This is a genomic window from Vibrio cholerae, assembly GCF_008369605.1.
GTDB classification, from domain to species: domain Bacteria; phylum Pseudomonadota; class Gammaproteobacteria; order Enterobacterales; family Vibrionaceae; genus Vibrio; species Vibrio cholerae.
This window is the reverse complement of the sequence record NZ_CP043556.1, coordinates 324,217-345,882: the sequence shown is the minus strand read 5'-3', so window position 1 is coordinate 345,882 and position 21,666 is coordinate 324,217. Positions and strand designations below refer to the sequence as shown.

At 47.5% G+C, this 21,666-nt stretch carries 8 protein-coding genes and 1 pseudogene; 5 read left to right on the top strand and 4 right to left on the bottom strand.

Annotation, left to right across the window (positions count from 1 at the left end):
* The first annotated feature begins 89 nt into the window (after positions 1–89).
* The 3 genes and pseudogenes from F0316_RS15635 to F0316_RS15625 all read left to right on the top strand — a co-directional run.
* Positions 90–12,800 carry a PLxRFG domain-containing protein gene (locus F0316_RS15635; protein ID WP_149560677.1) on the top strand — a complete coding sequence of 4,237 codons (12,711 nt, stop codon included), beginning with the start codon at positions 90–92 and terminating at the stop codon, positions 12,798–12,800.
* Between the two features lie 281 nt (positions 12,801–13,081).
* On the top strand, positions 13,082–13,309 hold the full coding sequence (locus F0316_RS15630) for a hypothetical protein (RefSeq protein ID WP_002022671.1): 228 nt from the start codon (positions 13,082–13,084) through the stop codon (positions 13,307–13,309).
* Positions 13,310–13,469: 160 nt separating this feature from the next.
* Positions 13,470–13,631: pseudogene (locus F0316_RS15625) on the top strand (L-threonine 3-dehydrogenase); the annotation flags it as partial.
* A gap of 211 nt (positions 13,632–13,842) precedes the next feature.
* On the opposite strand, the gene F0316_RS15620 reads toward F0316_RS15625, so the two are convergent.
* The 3 genes from F0316_RS15620 to dsdC form a co-directional block, all read right to left on the bottom strand.
* On the bottom strand, positions 13,843–15,708 hold the full coding sequence (locus F0316_RS15620; RefSeq protein WP_149560676.1) for an amidohydrolase: 1,866 nt from the start codon (positions 15,706–15,708) through the stop codon (positions 13,843–13,845).
* Between the two features lie 517 nt (positions 15,709–16,225).
* Complete coding sequence (locus F0316_RS15615) at positions 16,226–17,302, bottom strand: linear amide C-N hydrolase (protein ID WP_123162101.1); 1,077 nt, start codon at positions 17,300–17,302, stop codon at positions 16,226–16,228.
* A 299-nt stretch (positions 17,303–17,601) separates the two neighbouring features.
* The gene (gene dsdC / locus F0316_RS15610; RefSeq protein WP_001886719.1) at positions 17,602–18,546 is read right to left on the bottom strand and encodes a DNA-binding transcriptional regulator DsdC; all 945 of its coding nucleotides are present in this window, start codon (positions 18,544–18,546) and stop codon (positions 17,602–17,604) included.
* A gap of 207 nt (positions 18,547–18,753) precedes the next feature.
* On the opposite strand from dsdC, the gene F0316_RS15605 reads away from it, so the two are divergent.
* Positions 18,754–20,079 carry a D-serine ammonia-lyase gene (locus tag F0316_RS15605; RefSeq protein ID WP_149560675.1) on the top strand — a complete coding sequence of 442 codons (1,326 nt, stop codon included), beginning with the start codon at positions 18,754–18,756 and terminating at the stop codon, positions 20,077–20,079.
* Positions 20,080–20,295: 216 nt separating this feature from the next.
* On the opposite strand, the gene F0316_RS15600 is transcribed toward F0316_RS15605, so the two are convergent.
* Positions 20,296–20,499, bottom strand: coding sequence for a hypothetical protein (locus F0316_RS15600; protein WP_000792246.1), 204 nt, complete (start codon positions 20,497–20,499; stop codon positions 20,296–20,298).
* Positions 20,500–21,307: 808 nt separating this feature from the next.
* Between F0316_RS15600 and F0316_RS15595 the strand changes: the two genes are divergently transcribed.
* Entirely contained in the window at positions 21,308–21,520 is a 213-nt protein-coding gene (locus F0316_RS15595; RefSeq protein ID WP_000066811.1) for a cold-shock protein, read from the top strand.
* Positions 21,521–21,666 lie beyond the last annotated feature (146 nt).

Genomic DNA, 21,666 nt, shown 5'->3' with positions numbered 1-21,666 from the left:
TAGCGTTTCCCACACTAACACCAGTCTATTAATTAAGCCGCTGCCCTTCGGGGTGGCGGTTTTTTTATGCCTGAAATTTGGAGCCGCACATGCAAGACAAGAAGTTATTGGGCGATGAACTCTCACTAAAATCGACCATTAATGCCTCTACGGATATGAGTCAGTCTGCCTTTTTACCGAAAGGCTTTCAGTTTGAAGCCCCTAAAGCGCCGCAACGTAACTACGATGTGACGTTAGGAGATACCGCTAAAGCCGTCGGTAGTGGCGCTCTGCGTTCACTGGCTGGCCTTGGTGAACTCTCGGAGAACTTCCTTGGTGTAGGTGAGGGCTTTCGAGATTTGATGTCGTCTGGCTCGGATTCTCTGCAAGAGAGTATGACTCAAGATGGCCGTGACGCCCTGAACTCTCGTATCTTTGAAGAAAACGAAAACGGCAATCCGACGTTTGCCGAAGGTGCGGCGGATATCGATGTGTGGGCGATGAAAATCGCTGACGGGCTAGGTTCGCTGGCGGCCAACTTTGCCGGTGGTGGTTTTGCCGGTGCGGGTGCAAAAGTGGCACTGCGCTCAACCATTACTAAATCGATGCTGAAAAAGGGCATGACAGAAAAGGCGGCGCAAGCCGTGGCTGATAAAGCGATCTCTCGAATGGCGGCTACCGGCGCGGGTGCAACGGGTGTAGGGACGTCGCTCGGTGGCGCAAGCATGGATGCGCGTGACGCGGTAATGCAGATGGATAGCTCATGGCTTGCGGATAACTCGAAGTATTTTCAGCAATCCTTGCTCCGCCTTGCGGATGATCCGCAATATCAGGAGATGAGCGCAACGGAGTTATTCGATCTCGCTAAAGAAGAGACGGCCAGTTATGCCAGCTTGCAAATGTCTACCGACCCGACCGCCGTGGCGGCCTCTGTCGCTGGTGCGATGGGTGATAAGTATTTGTTTGACGCTTTACTCGGCAAGATGGGTAAAAAGGGTATGGTTGCCGGTGCAGCGAAAGGCGCGATCACCGAAGGTGGTACGGAGTTTATTGAAGGCTATGGTCAGACTTATGCCCGAAACCAAGTAACCAATGAGGTGACGGGACAAGAGATTGACCCTACGACCGGTGCTTTGGTGGATGGCTTGGAAGGTGCGGTGATCGGTGGTGCGCTCGGTGGTCCTCTTGGCGCTGTCGGCGGGTATCGAGCTAAAGGGCAACCGACTGAGAATACGCCCGCGCAAACGAACCCGCAGAATGTTAGCGATACTCAAGAGCAAGAGATCGCAGAGCAAGCCGCAGATGAAGCGCAAGCGATGCCTAACAATGGTGATGCGCCCGCGCAAACGGCGGCGATGAATGCCGATGAGCCGGTGCTGAACCCACAAGGGCAATACGATGAGTTGCTGCAAGGTGCGCAGCAAAGACAAGCGGATAATGGCAGGGATGCGGCAATCCGCTCTCGCTTTGCGCAAAGTCGCCAAGCACTGACTGAGCGTGGTGTGTTGCCAGAGCGCAACGCTTACCAAGAAACGATTGATATGGCTCGCGCCGTAGACCCCACGCTGGCTGCGGAGATTGAGCAATTCCTGAAAAGTGAAGAGGCTGACCAAAATCCAGAGTTGACCGCACAGCTAGAACGAGAGTACGAGTCTCTTGCGCAAAAAGGGCGTGATCTCGATATCGACCCGACGTTAACCCAAATTGAACACCGCCAAAACCAAAACCGTTTGGATATGGCCAAGCGTGAAAAACCGCACCAGCGTATCGAGCGCAAGCAGAATGAGTACCAGCTCGATGATACGGTAAACTCACGCAAAGCAGCGATTCGCGCAGAAATGGAGCCTCAGTTACTCAAGGAAGACCGCAATAAGCCTGAGCTTCTAGAGCGCATGGTGGAACTGGAATACGCCCGCCGCTACCCACAACCTGAGAAAGCGAAAATAACCGGCGATCAGGATGATGGCTTAGCGCAGTTTAAGTCTGCCCGTTTTGACCGTGATACGGCGCAAGCGGCGATTGAAGCTAAGGCGCAGGAGAGTAAGAACGCCGCGCAATTGGCCGCCGCACAGCGCGAAAGAGACAGCCGCCCCGATTCACCAGAAGAGAACCCTGCATGGTTTGGTGTGCATCCTGAATCGGGTGAGCGCACGACACGCGCTTTTATGCGTGACTTGGCCAACCAGAAAGGACAGGCACAAGCTTCTGAGCGCCAAGCCGATCTCGATGCGCGCCGTGAGCGTTTAGGTCAGCCGGTATCGAGCTTTGTGGAACGCCCGAACTCGATGAAAATGCGCGAACAAGGCAAGAAGCCTATCCGTGATTTTGCGGGGATTGCGGGAAAAACGTCAAGAATGTCGAAGCGTTTACGCAAGCGCTTAAGTCGTGCTAAAGGCTTTGATACCGATGCGGTTTTAGCGGAATTTCAAAACCATGAGAAGCGCCTCGCCGCCTATGAAGAAGCCGCCCGTCGCCGTGCTGACTATGAGGCGAATCTGCCTGAGAATATCGAGCGTCGTAAGAATGCCGAAGCGCTGTTTAAAGAGTTTGTTAGCGACACTGAGGCGCGTACCTTTGCTGAGAACGAAATCACTCAGACAATCAAACGAATTAATGCGTTAGTTGATGCCTCGCCACAAGGTTCGGTATTAGAGCTGGACGGGCAAACCAGCTCATTACCGGTTATTAAAAAGCAGATGGCACACAGTGTGCGTAATTTGGCGAATAAGTTTGTGGGTAAAACTGCCGCGATGATGAACGCCGCCGCACTTAAAAAGGAGGCCAGTACACAGTCCGAAGGAAACTTGGACGAGCCCGATATCATTCGACAAGCAAAAGCGGTGATCCGCGAGGTCATTGATAACAATGGTGGAGCCAAACCCAAGCTTAAAGGCGTACGCGAAGCTTATCGAGATAAAGGTTTTACCGCAAAGGCGCTACAAGAAGCGCTAGGCGATAAGTCCCTTGCGGATTTCGAGCGTGAGCAAAAAGAGAGCTATACCGAAAGGTTATCTGCCTTATCTGAACCTTCAATTCATTCTGGCCAAGAAGTACCACTACAATCAAAAGGAGATATCGACCATGGCAACGAAACCTCAAATACAGCAAGACTTGATGAAAGATCTTCGCCGCAATCCGAAGTACAAGAAAATGAGCAACGAGGAACTGACGCCAATCGCTCAAGCGTTAGCGAAGAAGACGCGAGCGCGGGAAGACGAGCTAATGAGTCTAGGCGTACATTACCTGACAGCACAGAGCGAAGCGTATCGAGAGACGCTATTGAACGCCTAGCGCTCGATGAGGTGGATAACCTCGCCAATGGAACTGCTACACAAAGGATCGCCGCGAATATCGCGGCGATTCGCTTAATGAAGGATCTCACTCAGTCAGGAATGCCCGCGACGCTTGAGCAGAAAAAGGTACTGGCACAGTATGTGGGATGGGGCGGCCTCGCTTCTGTGTTTGATAACACGAACACTTCCAAAGCACAGCAAGCCGCGCACCAAGAGCTAAAAACGCTGCTGACCGAAGAGGAATACAACAACGTTCGGATGAGTACCCGTAACGCCTTCTACACCTCAGAGGCCTTGGTGAAAGGTATGTGGAGTGGCGTGAAAGCGTTGGGACTTGGCAACAGCCCGATGAATGTGGTCGAGCCATCGCTGGGTTCAGGTAACTTTATTGGTTGGCAACCGTCCGACATGCGCGATCAATCGCGCTGGTTTGCCTCTGAACTCGATCCTGTGACCGGCAATATTGCCAAACTTATCTACCCCGAAGCCGATGTTCAGGTTAAAGGATTCCAAGAAACGCCGTTTAAAAACGGCGTTTTTTCTTTGGCGATTGGCAACCCGCCTTTTGGCAGTCAGTCTATCCGTGACAACAAGAACCCTGATATTTCAGGCATGGCGATCCATAACTATTTCATCGCTAAATCAGCCAAGCTTTTGCATGAGAACGGCTTGATGATGATGGTGGTGACAAACCGCTTCCTCGATACGCTGAACAAAAACCACAAACAACTGAGCCAAGAGCTGGATTTTGTCGGCGCGGTGCGCCTGCCGAATACGGCGTTTAAGAGCAATGGCGGTACGGAAGTGACTACGGATATCGTGGTGTTTCGCAAGCTTAAGCAGGGGGAGACGGCCAAGAATACGGTTTGGACGGACGTAGACGGCGAGGTGAACGGTTTTCGTGTTAACCAGTGGTTTGCGCAAAACCCGCAATACATTCTGGGCGAAGTCGCGCAAGGCAAGATGTACCGTGGGGATGAAAGCGAATCGACGGTGAACCCTGTGCCACAACACGCGAACCTTGAGCAGTCAATCAGCAAAGCGCTTGCCTCACTCGCACAAGGGCAAGATTTAGCGTTAACCCCTGAAACCAAAGATGCGATTGCCGGTGAGGTGATGTTGGCGGAATCCGACCTTGCGATAGGCGGCATGATGGTGAACGCCGACGGCAAGGTGATGCGCCGTGGCGACGATCACCCGACGAAGGGTGCTCAGGTGTATGAAGTGACGCCCGATTCGATTTGGAGTGATGATGGCTTGTTGATGAGTCGAGTGCGCCATTTTGTCGAGCAGGGCGATAAAGCGCGCCTACAACAGTTCGCGGACAATGAGTTTCTGAATAAAGGCAAAATCAAAAGTGATTTTACCAGCTCAAAACTCAAAGAGAGCGCGGTCAAGGCGGTGCTGGCTTACCTCACCGGACAGCAATCCCAAAACCAAGCTTTGAACGCGCTTGATGACGCCATTGATAACACGCGCCTTGGTCCTAATAAGTTTCGCAAACTGAAAGCGATGCTGACCATTCGCAATAGCGCACTGGCACTGCTGCGCGCCGAGAAAACCGGTGCGGGGGATATCGAGCGTCTGCGTCAGCGCCTGAACGTGCAATACGATGAATTTGCTCAGGCGTTTGCGACCAAAGGCAAAAACAGTAAGCCCGCGACGCTGACTGAGAGCTTGAATCTTCTCGATGGCGATACAGGGATTGAAGCGGGCTTAGATAACGTCAGTGACAGCGGCGAAGTCACTAAGAGTGATCTCTTCTCAAAACGTTTGCTCTTCCCTTACAAGCGCCCTGAATCAGCCAGTAATGTGTCGGATGCGGTGAACTACTCGATGCGTGAACGCGGTAAGGTCGATATCGAGTACGTGAGCGGTTTGCTCGGTCTTGGCTATGATGAGGTGCTGGCGAAGCTGACCGAAGGTGAAAAGCCGTATTTGTTGATGAACCCTGAAACGCAAAAGTATGAGTTCATCGACGATTACTTATCGGGCAATGTGAAGGCGAAGTACCAAGCGGCGAAGAGTGCAGGGCTAGACACTAACGTGAAGCTTTTGGAAGCCGTGCTTCCCGAAGACAAAACGCCAGAGCAGGTGAAGCCCTCTATCCGTGCAACGTGGATTGACTCTGATGTGTTTGAACGCTTTGCCGAAGCGCTAGGTTATAAGGCGACTGTGAATGTTAACCGTCATATCGGTGCTATTTCAGTGTTGGGCGAGGCGGGCGGCTCACTGAGTGCATTAGGCTCACAGTTTAAGCATGACCGTGCCACACTGGCGGATTTATTGAACTCTGCGGCCAATGGTAAATCGCTGGTGATTTACGACACCAATGGCAAAGAGCGCACCAAAAACGAGAAAGCGACCAAGGAAGTTAACGCGCTGGCCAACAAGCTCGCTTCGACGTTTGTGACGTGGGCGAAAAGTGATGCGCAGATTGCTAAGCAAATCGCCGATAACTTTAACGAGCGGATTAATACTCACGTTAACCGTAAATACAACGGGCGTTTGTACCTGCAAACCGTCGGGATGAACCCTGCGGTCGATATGCGTAAAACCCAGCTCGATGGCGCGCTTCGCATGATCCAGAGTAAAAATACGTTACTCGATCATACCGTGGGGGCGGGTAAAACCTTTACGGCCATTACCGGCATGATGGAGCGTAAGCGTCTTGGCCTAAGCAAAAAGCCGATGGCGGTGGTTCCGAACCATATTCTTGGCTCCTTCCATAAAGATATTTTGAAGCTCTACCCGTCGGCTAAGGTGCTGGTCGCGGATGATAAAGCCTTTACGGCCAAGAAGCGTAAGCAGTTTTTCTCACGCATTGCGACCGGCGATTACGATGTGGTGCTAATGGGGCATAGCCATTTGCGCGCCATGCCCAATGATATTGAGCATTTCCGAACGGTGATTAACGAGAAAATTGACGAGTTGCGCAGCGCACTCGAAGAGGCGAAAGCCGAAGCTAAGCAGTCTGGGCAGCGTGGGGCGACGGTCAAACAGATTGAGGACTCGATTTCCCGTCTAAAAGACAAAATCAAAGAGAAAGAGGAAGCGCTGAGTAAGAACGCTGACCAAATCGGGTTTACCTTTGGGGATTTGGGCGTGGATTACTTGGTGGTCGATGAGGCGCACGAGTTTAAAAACCTGACTTACGCGACACGCACTGACCGTGTGGTGGGGATGAACGATCCGAAAGGCTCTGAAAAGGCGCTCGATTTGCTCATCAAAACCCGCAGCATTCAGGGCTTAGAGAACGGTGGCGTGACCTTTATGACCGGTACGCCGATTTCTAACAGCTTGGTCGAGGTGTACACCATGATGTATTACCTTGGCCACGACACGCTGAAAGAGCTGAAAATGTCTTTCTATGATGCGTTCGCCGGCTCGTTCTTCAATACCGAAATCACCTTGGAATACACGCCAACCGGCACGGTGAAAGAGCGCAGTGTGTTGAAGGGACTCAATAACATGCAGCAACTTTCGACCCTGTATCGTCAGTTTGCCGATGTGATCACCCAAAAAGATATGGTGAACATCTTCCGTCAGGATGTGGAGGCCAAGAACAAGGCGACGGGCGAGAATAAAGCGACCCGATTCCCTATCCCTAATATCAAAGGCGGTAAACGTCAGCTTAACATCGCACCGGCGACCGAAGCGCAGCGCGAGTACAACGACTATCTGATTGCCCGTATGGAGGCGTTTAACCAGCTCAAAACCAAAGAGGAGCGGACAGCTTACGCTAAGATTGATAACCCACTGTGGGTACTGACCGATGCGAAAAAGGCCTCGCTCGATGTGCGCTTGGTGGACCCTACCGCACAGCGTGACCCAACAGGGAAAGTGGCTCGCGCCGCCGAGCGGATCAAATCGATTTACGACCAGTGGCAGGACGATAAAGGTACACAACTGGTGTTCTCCGATATGGGGACGCCCGCGAAGTACGCGATTGCAACGGTGAAATCAGACCTGAAAAGCTTGGCGGAAACGGTCTTAGGTAAGGGCAAAGCGGCAGCGTTTATTTCCAGTCGTTTGGAAATCTACGAGGGGGAAATGCCTTACTCGCAAACGCTAAAAGAGTTGGTTGATAAGGTGAACGCTCAAGCGGAAACCGGCGAGATTGATGCTGACCAGTACGAGAAGCTGGAAGAGCAGATCCGCGAACTGACCGCCTCTACCATGACGGCGGATACTGGCTTTAGTGTGTACGATGACCTGAAAGCCTCGCTGATGGAAAAGGGCATTCCCGACGATGAGATTGCGTTTATCCACGACTACAACACCACGTTGAAAAAAGAGGCGCTGTTTGATCGCGTTCGCCGTGGTGAGGTACGGGTATTGATTGGCTCATCGATGAAGATGGGCGCGGGAACCAACGTGCAAAATCGTTTGGTGGCCTTGCATCATATGGATGCGCCTTGGCGTCCGTCTGATATGGAGCAGCGCGAAGGGCGAATTGTGCGTCAGGGCAATGAGTTTTACCAACGTGCCGCGAACGCGGGTAAACCGGAAGGCTTTGAGGTTGAGTTGATTGCTTATACCACTCAAGGTTCGAGTGACCCAGTGATGTGGCAAATCCTAGAGCGTAAAGCGGGCGCGATTGAGCAGTTCCGTAACGGCGAGTTAGATCAGTTTGTTGAAAACAGCAATTCGGATGCGGATAGCTACGCGGAGTTTAAAGCCGCGTCAACCGGCAACCCTATTTACCGTTTGAAACTGGAATCGGACGCTAAGCTTTTGGATTTAGACAGCTCTTACACGGCGCAAGCCAGCTCGATTGGCGCGGCCAAGCGTTTTGTTGAGCGTTTTGACGATGAGAAAGCCGCGATTGAATTGCGCCTTGAAACGCTGCGTCAGGCTGATATCACTGAGTTTGATGCACAAGCGTTCACAGAGCTGTACCGTGATGCACAAGCCGATTATTTAGCGGCGGATAATGAATACGATGCGGCGATGGCGATTTACTCTGAGCTGGATGCGAAAACCCGCAAAGAGCGTGGCTTGAAGAAACCGCAAAAGCCTAAGCGCCCAATGATCCATGAACTGGATGATGATTATTCTATCGAGCTGAATAAGGCCATTATTCAGCCCGCGATTGCGGCGGTCGAGCAATCTCGGCGTTGGCAAGGGGAAATCAAGCTGGGTAAGCAAGTGGGCTTGGTGATGGACGTGGATTATTTCACCCACGAGGGAACGAAAACGCCTCTGATTGACGTGCGCTTGGTGGATGGCAAGGGTAAGACCATCGACTATATGGCGCGAGGGATGCAAAGCAGTTCGATTGTGCAGTCGCCTAAGCTGATGAATGCGCTGCACCTTAATGCGATTGCCACGGCGTTAAATGGCGAGCAAGAGCGCTTCGAGAGAAAGCTGCAAAGCTTGCAAAGTACGCTCAAGGATTCGCGCCAGATTGCCAAGATGGATATCACCGCGCTTAAACAAGAGCTGGATGAGGCGAAAAGCCGCAACCTGTGGTTGTCGGTAGAAGCCTCGATGGCCGATATCAAAGAAGAGCTACGCCGCAGTGAAACGCCCAACAAGTTTGTTGACCGTGAAACGCTGCGCAAGGTGAAGCGCTCTACCTTTGATCCGAACTCTATCCGCCCTGAAACGGTTGAGCATAACGGCCAGCGTTACCAGACAGTGGGTGTGCGCATTCCTTATCCCGGCTGGCAATACGATTCAGTCATGCCCGCGCTCGATGCTAACGGGGATTATGTGCATCTTCTTCTTTCACACAACTCAAAAGTGGGGGAAGCGCCGGTACTGTCTGAGGTGATACCGCAACCGACTCAAACGCCTAAAGCGGAGTATGCGTTTTTAGCTGAGGCTAAAGCGCGCCATGAAGCGCGCCAAATTGAAGAGGCCAAACGCGAGATAGGCTCGCCGGTGGATGAGCCGTCGGGGGATTCAGCGGCGAGTGATGGCGTCGTCTTGTTTAGTCGTACCAGTACGAATGCAGGGCGTACCGGGGTGAAAACCGGAAAGATAGCCGGTGGTATCACTGTGAAACGGAGCACCATTGATGCGGTGACTCGCACGGCGCTCGGCAAGCTCGGCCTCAAAGACTTCACGCTCCGCTTTGAGACGGTGGATACGGAGGCGGATCTTTCTGATTATGTAAAAACTGCCATAGCCAAGAATGATGCCCAAGGCGAAGTGTTCGGGCTTTATGACACCAAAGAGCACAAAGTCTGGTTGGTCGCTGAAAAACATAATTATGCCTCAGAGGTAGAAGAAACGATTTTCCACGAAGTGGCTGGTCACGTTGGTTTGGCGCGATTGCTCAAAGAAGGCAAGGCGCAACCGGATATGAATACCCTAGCCTTAAGGTTAGGCGGCATCAAGGGGATTCAACGGCTTGCAGAGAAAAATGGTGTGGATTTAGCACCTTACTTAAATTCCGCGCAGACGCTCACTAAGGCGGATGCCGAGGAAATTCTGGTACAGGAGCTGGTGGCGCATCTTGCTGAGCAGCAAAAGTTTGCGACCCCAATTCAACGTTTATTGGCGAAAGTACGCGCTATGCTGCGTTCGTTATTTGGTTTTATTTACTCCCCAGAGTTTAACAATAATGAATTACTCACCTTGGTGTTCAAAGCAAAGGAGCAGCTAAAAGCGCCGCCGCCAAAAGATAAGGTGACAAGACCTGAGAATAATGCGCTGTTTTTCTCTCGCTCAAGATCGCAGGGCGTGCCAGCGTATACGGCCTCTACATCAAACCAGATGAGCGCCGATGAGGCGCTGGGTCAAAAGCAAAACGCTTTGGTGAGTAAAATCAAACAGGCGCTGTATGGTGCGCCAGTGATTGGGCAATCGCTCGATGCGCTTGGCCGCAACAAATACGCGATGTTGACGCTGCGCCAGATGGGGGAAGTCTCCACCGTTATTGATAAGCCTTTGGGCAAGATGATTGACGCCTACCAAGATGAAATTAACTCTATGGTGGTGACACAGAACATGTTGGCCGAAGAGGCGGCCAAGATGGCCGAAGACCTTAGCGATTGGGCTAAGGCGAACCCGAAAGAGGCGGATGAACTCTTTGCTTTTGCGCATGAGGCGACCTTGGCGGATGTGGATCCGTCTGAGGCGTTCCAATCCCGCGAGGAAGAGCTGAAAGAGAGTATTGCTAAGCAAGAGCGGATTTTGAAAGAAGAGGGCGGCTTAAACAGTGAACGTGGCTATAAGGCTTGGAAAACCCTTCAAGAAGAGCGAGTGCTTTTGAAACAAGAGCCAAATCGTCGCAAGCGCCATGTGGAGTTACGCCCCAAATTTGCCCGCCTCAACGCTGAGCAGAAGCGCCGTTATCGCCAGATGCGCGATCACTATCGTGCTCAATCTGAGCGAATGAATAAAGCGTTGGAAGAGAACATTGTACGAGCGGTGTTTGATGCCAAGATCCGCAAAGCGATGCTGGCCGAGTTGCGCCAGCGTCACGAGCGCGCCGCCAAAGGGTTGTACTTCCCACTGTCACGCCACGGTGATTATTGGATTGACTTTGCCGATGAAAACGGCGAACGCCAATTTATTATGTTTGAAACCAAAGGCGAAATGGAACTGGCCGCCGAGAAACTGCGTAAGGCGGGCTTTTCTCTCAATTCTGGTATGAAAGCGCAATTTAATGCGGTGCAGAAGGCGTCGCTGCCGTTTGTAGCCGATGTGTTGCAATTGGTAGAGCAAGCGAACATGCACACACCGGCGAAAGAGTCGCTGAGTGATGAGATTTACCAGATGTATTTGCGCACTTTGCCCGCTCGCTCGATGCGCCGTAACTTCATTCACCGCAAAGGCGTGGCCGGTTTTAGCCAAGATGCGGTGCGAGCACTGGCTGACCAAGGCTTTAGACAATCGCGCCAGCAAGCCAGACTCGACCATATGGATATTCTGGATAACCACCTCGATAGCATTCAGAAGTACGTGCATGAGCTGCCGAACAATGTGGAAGCCGACCGTGTAGTGGAAGAGCTGAACAAGCGCCATGAATGGGTGCGCAATCCTTCCCGCGCTGGTTGGGCGCAAAAGCTGACCAGTTTGGGCTTTGTGTGGATGTTGGGTTTAACGCCTGCCGCAGCGCTAGTGAACTTAACCCAAAACCTTCAAGTCGCCCTGCCTATTTTGGGTTCCCGCTATGGTATGGCGGAGTCTTCCAAAATGATGAGCCAAGCGACGGCGCAATACCTGAAAGCGGCATTTACCCGAAATCGCCCGAAAGGTCAGGGGATATTGGGGAGTGTGCTCACCGGTGGCGAGAAAGAGGCGATGCGCCGTGCGGTTGCGCAGGGCGTGATTGATGTTACGCAAGCGGCAGACTTAGCTGGTTTGGCAGAGAACCCCAACGCGAAGTATTCAGGGACTTGGAACAAAGCGATGAACATCATTGGTTGGGCTTTCCACCATGCCGAAGTGTTTAACCGCGAAGTGACCTATATTGCGGCCTACCGTCTTGCTATGAAGAAACATGGCGACCATGAAAAGGCGATCGCGGATGCGATTAAAGATACGTGGGATAGCCATTTTGACTACTCATCGATTAACCGTGCGCGCTTTATGCAAAGCGATATGGCGGCAGTCGCCCTACAGTTTAAACAGTACAGCCAGAACATGACTTATTACTTGTGGGCGAACCTAGCCAAAGCGCTAAAAGGGGAGACGCCCGAAGTCAAATCGATGGCACGTAAACAGCTTTTAGGAACGTTGGCCTCGACCTTCTTTATTGGTGGTACTGGTGCGTTGCCATTGTGGGCGATCACCACGGCGATTGAAGCGGCGCAAGAGATTGTGGGGGATGACGACGATCCGTTTGATGCGGAAACTGAATTAAAACGTATGCTGGCCGAAGCGTTTGGTAAAGAGAACGCAGCTTTAATCTGGCATGGCGCTTTACCAAGTATTTCTGGCCGTATCTCACTCAATGATTTGTGGGTGCGCAGCATTAACCGTGATGTGGATGCCTCCACCGCGTATGTGGAATACATGAAGCAAGCGTTAGGACCGGTATTAGGGGGTATTGGTGTTTCATGGGCGCAAGGCTTGGCCGATATTTCTAACGACCAATTTGCTCGCGGTATCGAGCGTATCCCGCCGAAAGCGATTAAAGACGTGCTTAAAACCGCTCGATACATCAATGAAGGTGGCGTGACGACGAAGAACGGCGACGAGATTGTAAGTGATCTAACGGCCTTTGAGCTGCTTGGCCAAGCGTCTGGTTTTGCGATTGGCCGTGCGAACCTTCAGTATGATGAGAACAATGCGATTAAGAACTATGAAACCTTTATTGTTAAGCGCCGCCAAAGCTTGATGAACGCCTACTACACGGCGTATCGCCTGAAAGACGGTGAAGCAATGAAAGCGATGATGGTGAAGATCCGCAAGTTTAATCAATCGCAATATGGTAAGCGTAACCCGATCACTACTGAAAGCTTAAGGCTGTCGCTGAAAGTGCGAGCCCGCAAGCGGTCAATTACGCAAAATGGAGTTCAGGTGAACCCCAAAATGAATTCACTCGTTATGCAGTATGATTATTTCTGAGTGCTGGGCTTGTAAGGTAGTATTTAGCCTATGATGATCTAAATGCTCATCTCATGAATAAATACCTTTGGTTCATAAGGTTATCGTAAGATAGGATCCCTTTGAAACTCGGTAGTCTGACAAAATTCCGCGAGTAGGCTAGGGTGTTTAATGTGAAAAATTTTATCAAATGGGTTTTGCTCTTGCTTGTATCTACCAGCTTAGCGCTGGTGATATTGGGAACGTTATTGTTCAAGTTGGAGTCTTCGCATACTCCAGATGACGCTCAGGTTATTGGGTGTATGCTTTGGTTTCCAGAACCCACGGCAAGAGGGCTTAGTATTGTAGAAAGCCGTCACCCTATTTACAGGATTAGGGTCACTTGTGGTTCGCCCGATGAAATTTGTCATGAAGGTCAGTTTGCGTATAAAGGCAACAAACTCAGTGGCATCGAACTGACAGATTTTGCGAGCTACTTAGGGGAAGAGATCGTATTAAAAAATGGCGAAAGTTTAGAACCTGTAGAGTAGAGAAGAGATTGTAACTTACTGATTTAATATACTATCGATGGGATTAATCAGTTTTTAGGCAGTAGAAATACAAGGGTTTAAACTTATAGCCCCATTTTAGCCCCAATGATGGTGGCCTTGCCGTTAATGCATTGATATTAAAAAACAAAAATGAATGGTGCGCAATATGTTTGAAACTTGGTATAAGATGGCGAGCCTGATCCAATCGGGTCTTGATATCAGCCCAATTATCACTCACCACTTCAAAGTGGATGACTTCCAAAAAGGCTTCGACATCATGCGCAGCGGGGCTTCCGGCAAAGTTATCCTCGATTGGCAGTAACCGAAAATCTCTCCACAGAGCGCTCCGAAAGGGGCGCTTTGTTTTATGGGTCTTATTGGTTGCTTATAGTGGTCAACTAAAATTGGAAATACATCAAGAATGGATGGCGACGAGTGTGAATGGAATAGTACAGCGTGCTCACACGGCCTCTCTTGTGAGCAGCTGCAAAATAAATTGAGTAGTCGTACTCAATCTTTTCAAATAGGAATTACTAACCGTGCTGATATCTCAACTTACCTGCAACCCAAGTTTGCAATACGGGAATGTCTCTAATTCGTGTACTTTTACAAGTTATAGGATCTTTCGCTAATATTACGAAGTCTGCGAGTTTGCCTGGCTCCAGACTGCCAATCCATTGGTCTACGTGACACTGCCATGCAGCATCATAAGTAATTGCTCTTAAAGCCTGTTCTCTTGTAATTGTCTCATCTGGATTTAGTACTTCATCATCTGATGATTTCTCCATAACACGAGTAACGGCTTGCTCCATCATTCTGAGTGGCCCCAATGGAGTAACAGATAAGTCGCTATGTAAAGTAATACGCGCACCGAGTTCAAGCATCGTTTTGCAGCGATCTAAGTATCTAGATTTTTCTTTAAAAATAACATTTTTAAAAGCATATCCCCAATAGCCCACATGACCGATCAAAAAACTGGGTGACAGCCCCAAATCTATCATCCGATTTGCATCTTGATCACTGAGTAACGAGCAGTGTTCTATGCGATGGCGCTTATTAAGGCCATTTTGTTTTCCTAAAGCTTTGGCATAAACATCAATTGTATAGTTTACGGCTTGATCACCGTTAGCATGTATTAACAGTGGCCAACCCTTTTCAACTACCGCATTTACGGTTGATTGGAAGCTAGGATTGTTGGGATTTGTATGTAATGCATCGTCATAACTAAAATTGAAAATGCCAAAGTTGTTTGTGGGTTTACATGCGTATTCGTCTGCCTGAAAACCTGTTAATCCTTGGTTAGAGCCATCAGCTACTAATTTTACAGCCGCTTGAAATACCTTATCCAAGCTGGATTCTTGTAAAGGTTGATAAGTATTTAAATCATCATGTACCTGTTCAGCATTCTCAAAGACACTCGCATAACCAACGCGAATATTATGTGGATTATAGAGCCGGTATGTTTCTAGCATTGATGCCATGTCCGATTTCATACCAGCATCAAACATAGTTGTTACACCACGCTGATTGGCTGTAGTAAAAATAGAACGAATGTTATTTTCGAGGTGCATAATAACTTCAAGTTTTTGTAACTCGGGAATGGCATGTATACCCCATCCCATTTGTGTCATTTCTTGCAAGGCGCCTTGTTTTTTTATTTCTTCAATAGCAGCATCTGAAATTTTATTGTTATTCTTAATATTATCGAGAGCTTTACTATTGATATAGGCGGTATGTAATGAAGCTGAAATTAAAAAGATAGCAGTCTCTTCTTTGTCAGTCCCTTTCATTGCCTTATCTAAAATATCAATGTTGAGTTGTGATAATTGAGGCGTACCCTCACTGTCATCAAAAGGCATTAATGCAGGATCAACGCCTATACCTAATAGCCAACCGCCATTTATCGGTTTTTTAGCATTTTTTAACGTTTCGCAAATTGAGCTGATTGAATAATGGGGTTTTAAGCATTGGCCATTAAATGGACTTAAATCCAACCAGCTCATTGTCATTGCGGTAGGAACAATGTGGACATGTGGTTCAATTAGTCCAGGTAATAAGGTTTGATCATGTTCTAAAGTCACTAACTCGTAAACTGAAAAACCGTTTTCTATCGTGTGTTGTTTCACTGCCGCCAGTGTTCCTACAGCAACCACCTTACCTTTGGCAAAACCTACTGCCTCAACTACATCAGACTGCCCTCCAATCATCGGACGAATGCAACCCCCTGTATAAATTGCGGTTGTTGTTGATAGTAAACTCTCAAGATTTCTTGGTCTTGGAAGTGTAGCTTGTAGGTGATTCAAAAAGTGTTTAATACCGCCATGCTTCTCAAAACTTTCCCAATACGGGTTGTGACATGCACACTGTGCACAGCCTTGGCAGTCGTGTTGATGGACCATAAAGTCGCTCCTTTAAAGTTTGATCGTAACCAGAGGTAAGAATACGCGCCCTTTGTTAGTATGCATTTGGTTGCAAAAATAAATTGTATGCCACAACGTGAATACTGCAAGTTTGTTAAATAAACGAGATGTCAGGGGTATGTGATCGAGCAGAGTAATAGACAAGTTTTCTAAGCACTTAGTGCTGGATAGCGAATGACTAGAATCGTTGAATAACTGATTAAGGAGGATGTTCGATTTTATATGGTGGACTCAGTTGGCATCAGCTTGTGGCGTAAATCGAGCGAACTAAACCAATCACTTATAATCTGGCTGTTTACCATCGCTCAATTCTGTAGCCTCATGCTAAAATCACGTTACAAAACAGGTAATTGGCCATGACATTTATTATGACTAAACATAACCCCTGCGTTCAGCGGCGGCTTTTAAGAGCCGTCCGCTGCAGCGATTTGTTCAACGGCTACTTTTGCACCGAGTTAATGAGTTGCATATCGTATTAGTCACCGCAATATCCTGATCATTCTGCCCCGAGCCACTTGAAGGGCTCTGCTGGCTTAAGTGCAGCTGAAAGCTCGCCTGCGAGAGGCTGGCCCCGTTCCACTCTAACGACTTTTGGGGCTGCGCCTTCCGTCAGATCAACCTTACTCATGTCTAGCCAAGAAACGGCGGGGAAAACTGCAGACTCAAAGTAATAAATCTTCGCTGTATGATCTGCAAATGTACGCCACAGTGTCATTGCGAGGTTAGGGCGGTCGGGATCAGTAATGCCGAGAGGGACGCTAACCGCACGAATTTGCGAAAAAACAGATGCAAGTGCAAGGTCGTTGTTTCGGTATTTAGGTGAGGCACTGAGAGCATAAGAGGCGCGGACAAAGCGATCTGCGGCATTGATTGTGCCTGGAAGAAATTTGCTTCCGCCTATCTGCTGCCAATAGGTATTGAGTGCTAGCTGCTGGTCGAACGTCGGTGAGTTGGTCATTACCTTGTACTGCGAACTATGATGAATCACGAGCTTGCCATCAATGTATTCAAAAATCGCAGAGTCGCCGTTCACGTCAGAAATCGATAGGTGTAAGGCTGCTGCGTCTCCGTTTGGCAGTGAAGGCGCAATGATGGTAAATGGAGGATTGGCCATTGCCGTAACGGCCTCTTCTACGGTTGCGTAGTTATCGAGAAAATACTGTGCCCAAGCACCAGCGGTCAGTGTAGGCTTTCCTGCCTTGGTTGCATCTCCCCATTTAGCCTCCTTCAGATACAGCATGTTGGCAACGAGTCCTTTCTCATTCATTCCATCAGCGGTTCCTGCATCATAGAAGGAGACAATAATTGAGCCGTACTTCGCGCTCCACTTGATTGGATTGTCACCAACGGTTCCATCGCGTTTCATCCCTTTGGGAAAGACCCACAGCGCCGTCGCTGCGGAAGGATCCGCCCAATCCATGGACCGTCCGCTGATATAGGATTGATTCCCCGTCTCGTATAAGATGCGGGTGCAAGCTTGTGCGTTGTGCAAAGGCCCGAAAGCGAGCGCGATGGCTAAGGTGCTGAGCACAGTTTTCATCGTCGTGTATGGTTTCATGTGTTTCATCTTCATCTCTGATTCCTCTTTGGTGATGTGATGCAGTCCTTTCCAGACATAAACATTAGTCCCTATAGTCCTAACGTGAGGTTAAGGGGCGGCAACGCATTTACACTTAACTCAAGCACAGCAACTGCAACCACCGCAGTTCATTGAGAATTCAAATACAATATATGTGCAATCTGTTGCATATTTGTTTTATACAGAACTGTATTGAGAGGCGCAAGCCTGTCGTTGATTGTCTAGGATGAATGATAGATTCCAAATTCAAGATACCCATGCATCCATGGAAATAAAGTGATTACAAAATGAATTTACACTGCTTTTTTTACCTGTGATTCCAACCAATCAATGAAAAGTTTTACTTTCTGATTATGCTTATTCGGCAGAGTCGCGACATAGTATCTTTGCTTACAAATCACCTCAGTATTGGGGTAGGGTGTCATCAGCTCACCCGACGATAGTCGCGATTTGACTAAACTGAATCGGCCCATTGCGATGCCTGCATTATTGATAGCCGCTATTACTGCTAAGTCTGATCGGTCGAAGCCGATACGGGATATATTTTCTAAGTTTTCCAACTGATTGGCATTGGCCCATGTTTTCCACTCATCTGCATCTGAATTATAGTCCCATGCCTGATTGTCATGGAGTAATGTGGCGTTATATAGGTTATCCATTGAGCTAGTGAGCGAATATTTTTGGGCATACTCAGGGGTGCAAACTGGAATGATCGTTTCTGAGAATATTTCTTTGCAAGATAGCTTATCTGGCATATGGTCATCAAAATAGATGGCGACATCAATTCCAGAACCTTGGAAACTGATATTTTCATTTCCTGTTAGCAATTTCAGATCAATGGATGGATAGAGCTCTTTAAATGCGTGAATACGAGGAACTAACCAACATTGTGCAAAAGAAGGTCTTGAATAAATAGTCAGTAAGCCTGAGGTTTCACCATTTTTTATATCGATAATTTCTTGATTTAGATTATTCAATGTTTTTTGTAAAGAGTGATATATACGTTGTCCCTCTTCAGTTAATTCTACCTTTCTATGTGTTCGTTCAAATAATTTAATTCCGATTTCTTCCTCAAGTTTATTTATTCTATGCGATATCGCACTCGGTGTGAGTGAGAGTTCATCCGCAGCCAAAGAAAAGGAATTATGCCTAGCGGCTACTTCAAAAGTATGCAACTTTGAAAGCTGAAAACTATTTATTCGGCTGTGTTTGGCAAAGATATTATCCTTAGTGTACATAGTTAGGCTCTGACTGAGGTATCAAGGTTCTGTCATATTAGCCCAATGTTGTGAATAAAATACACCTATTGTCCTGTGTTTCCCCAAGAGTCTATGAATTTCACGATTTTGTTTTAATCTGGTTCATGTGAAAGTGATTATTCTTCACTTGTCAGGATGTCTAATCTTCTATGAAATGCTCAGTGCATAAATAAACACCAAGGTTTTATGATGACGATCAACATAGAGCAACTTACCGAGCAATATCCGCTAGTCAAAGAGCTCATCGAGCTTAAAGAAGTATCTTGGTTTAACCCATCCATTACTCGCCTTGAGGAAGGGTTAAGCTACGTTGGACTTGGTTCTGAGGATATTCAAGATGCCAGTCAACGCTTAAAACGATTCTCTCCTTATCTTGCAAAAGCGTTTCCAGAAACCGCGAAAACAAACGGAATTATTGAGTCAGAGGTCGTTCCCATTTCAGAGATGCAAAGTGTGCTTGAGCGTGAATATGACACCCCAATACAAGGTCGATTACTCCTCAAAAAAGACAGTCACTTACCCATTTCTGGCTCTATAAAAGCGCGAGGCGGGATCTATGAAGTGTTGACTCACGCAGAAAAACTCGCGATAGAAGCCGGATTGCTGACGGAGTCAGATGACTACAGCAAACTCTTAAACGAAGAATTTCGTGATTTCTTTAAACGGTTCAGTATTGCAGTGGGTTCGACCGGAAATCTGGGGATGTCGATTGGGATTATGAGTGCTAAGTTAGGTTTCTCGGTTTCTGTGCATATGTCAGCCGATGCAAGAGCGTGGAAGAAAAACAGACTCCGTGCTCTTGGGGTCAATGTGATTGAGTACGCCCAAGATTATGGTGTTGCAGTCGCTCAGGGGCGCAAAGAAGCTGAAAATGATCCGACGTGCTTTTTCATTGATGATGAAAATTCGCAAACTCTATTTCTGGGGTATTCGGTTGCAGGTGAACGCCTCAAGAAACAGTTCGATAAAAAAGGTATTGTTGTCGACGCGCAGCACCCTTTATTTGTTTACCTACCCTGCGGCGTTGGTGGTGGGCCGGGAGGGGTTGCTTTCGGTCTGAAAATGGCTTTTGGGGACAATGTTCATTGTATTTTTGCTGAGCCGACTCATTCTCCATGCATGATGCTTGGTGTTCATACTGGCTTGCATGACGCAATCAGTGTTCAAGATATCGGGATTGATAACATTACTGCAGCTGATGGTTTAGCGGTGGGGAGAGCTTCTGGTTTTGTCGGTCGAGCAATGGAAAGGCTGCTGGATGGCTATTTAACCATCAGTGATGAGCGTATGTACCGACTGCTTGGGCAATTGAATGAAGCGGAGAATATCCAGCTCGAGCCTTCTGCATTAGCCGGTATGATTGGTCCTATCGTGGTCACAAAGAGTGTTGAATATCGAGCTCGAATGCAGTTTGATGATACCGTGATGGGGAATGCCACGCATCTTGTTTGGGCGACTGGCGGGGGAATGGTTCCAGCAGAAGAGATGGACTTTTACCTAAAAAATCGTTGATTTAACAATAAGAGGTAAGGCGTTTCACCAAAAAGTGAAGCGCCGTTGATGTGTAAGGGTTCATCGGACTTAACATATCCCTTGCGACTTGATGTTGCAGCCGTCTGGGAAATTGCTCTAGAGACAAGTCATTTTTATCAAAGGTGAGTGATGAGAATGATGTGAAGAGGAATAAAACTTACACACCACCATCATTAGGCATATTAATAAATTTGGTTATTGATTCTGCTTAAAAAAGCGCTCAGCATGAGCAAATAGCTTGTCACAGAGAATTTTTTGTTCAGTGTATTCTTCAGAGCCTACGGACATTTCGCCTAAAACCGCTTGGGCGCTATGATACTCTTTTACCATCTCTTCAAATTTTGCTTCATATGCACCTTTTTTATTTTTTTTAGGCAATTTAACTCTTTTGTTCTTCATGATTTACCTTTTGAAAGTCATGTGATGCATATTTATTATTACTTGTGATTTTTACTCAGTTTAATAATAAATACTTATCAATATTTAAACCCAAGCATTTAAGATAATCTTGAATGCTTGACTTGTTATCTTGAGAAGTGGTCATTTAATTAACGGAAAGCGTTAATCAATAGTTTATGCTTCATTGGTTATATGAGGAATATACTGCTTTTTAAAATTCCAATGTGCGATTTTTTATCTTCTAAAGATGGCTCGCGCAATGATATGCATTGAGATTATCTTATGATAATAAAAACATGTCACTAAGTGCTCAGTTTTACTACACACTCAAAATGAAACCTAAAAGAGATTCAGACTAACCAAGGGATGTTTCAAGATAAAAAACGAGGCTCACTATACACGGATAAAATAAAATAGATAGAAGTTTTCTCATCTCTTCAGCTGTCACACTCTATTGTTTCTTGATAGTAAAATGTGAAAACCTAGACAATGTGGTACCGATACACGGCATGACAACTCTTGTAGAGTTTGCGTTGTAAGAGAGAGGCGGATGGTTGTCCGCCTACACTAGCCAATAGAGCCCTAGGAAAAATAAAAAAGAAAAGGCTAGCTATTCTCAATTCTATCGGTATACTGCACATCAGCTCCTAAGAAGAGAGCTATTTAGTTTTAAGATCGACATTTCTCTCAGTTCATCATCGATACCCTCGTTTACGTTCCTGCGACAAAATATTTATCTCTAAATCGTCAAATAGCACTTATTAGCTAAAATTAATCCTAAAAATTCAATATCAATATAGAGGTATCTATGTCTAATAAATCAACTGGTTCAGTAAAATGGTTCAACGAGACTAAAGGCTTTGGTTTTCTTTCTCAAGACAATGGTGGTGATGACGTTTTCGTTCATTTCAATTCTATTGTTTCAACTGGCTTCAAGACGCTAGCGGAAGGCCAAAAAGTGTCTTACCTTGTTGAAAAGGGTAAAAAAGGTTTACAAGCTGCTGAAGTAACAGTCCTGTAATACTGAATGTGACACCACTTTAACGTGGTGTCACAATACCCCTTAGAATATTCTTCAGTTATATACCTAAGCTATTTTAAAAACTTCACTGTTTTGCTATATCAATTACTGTTAATATCAGATTATCACTTTTCGTATTAATATCT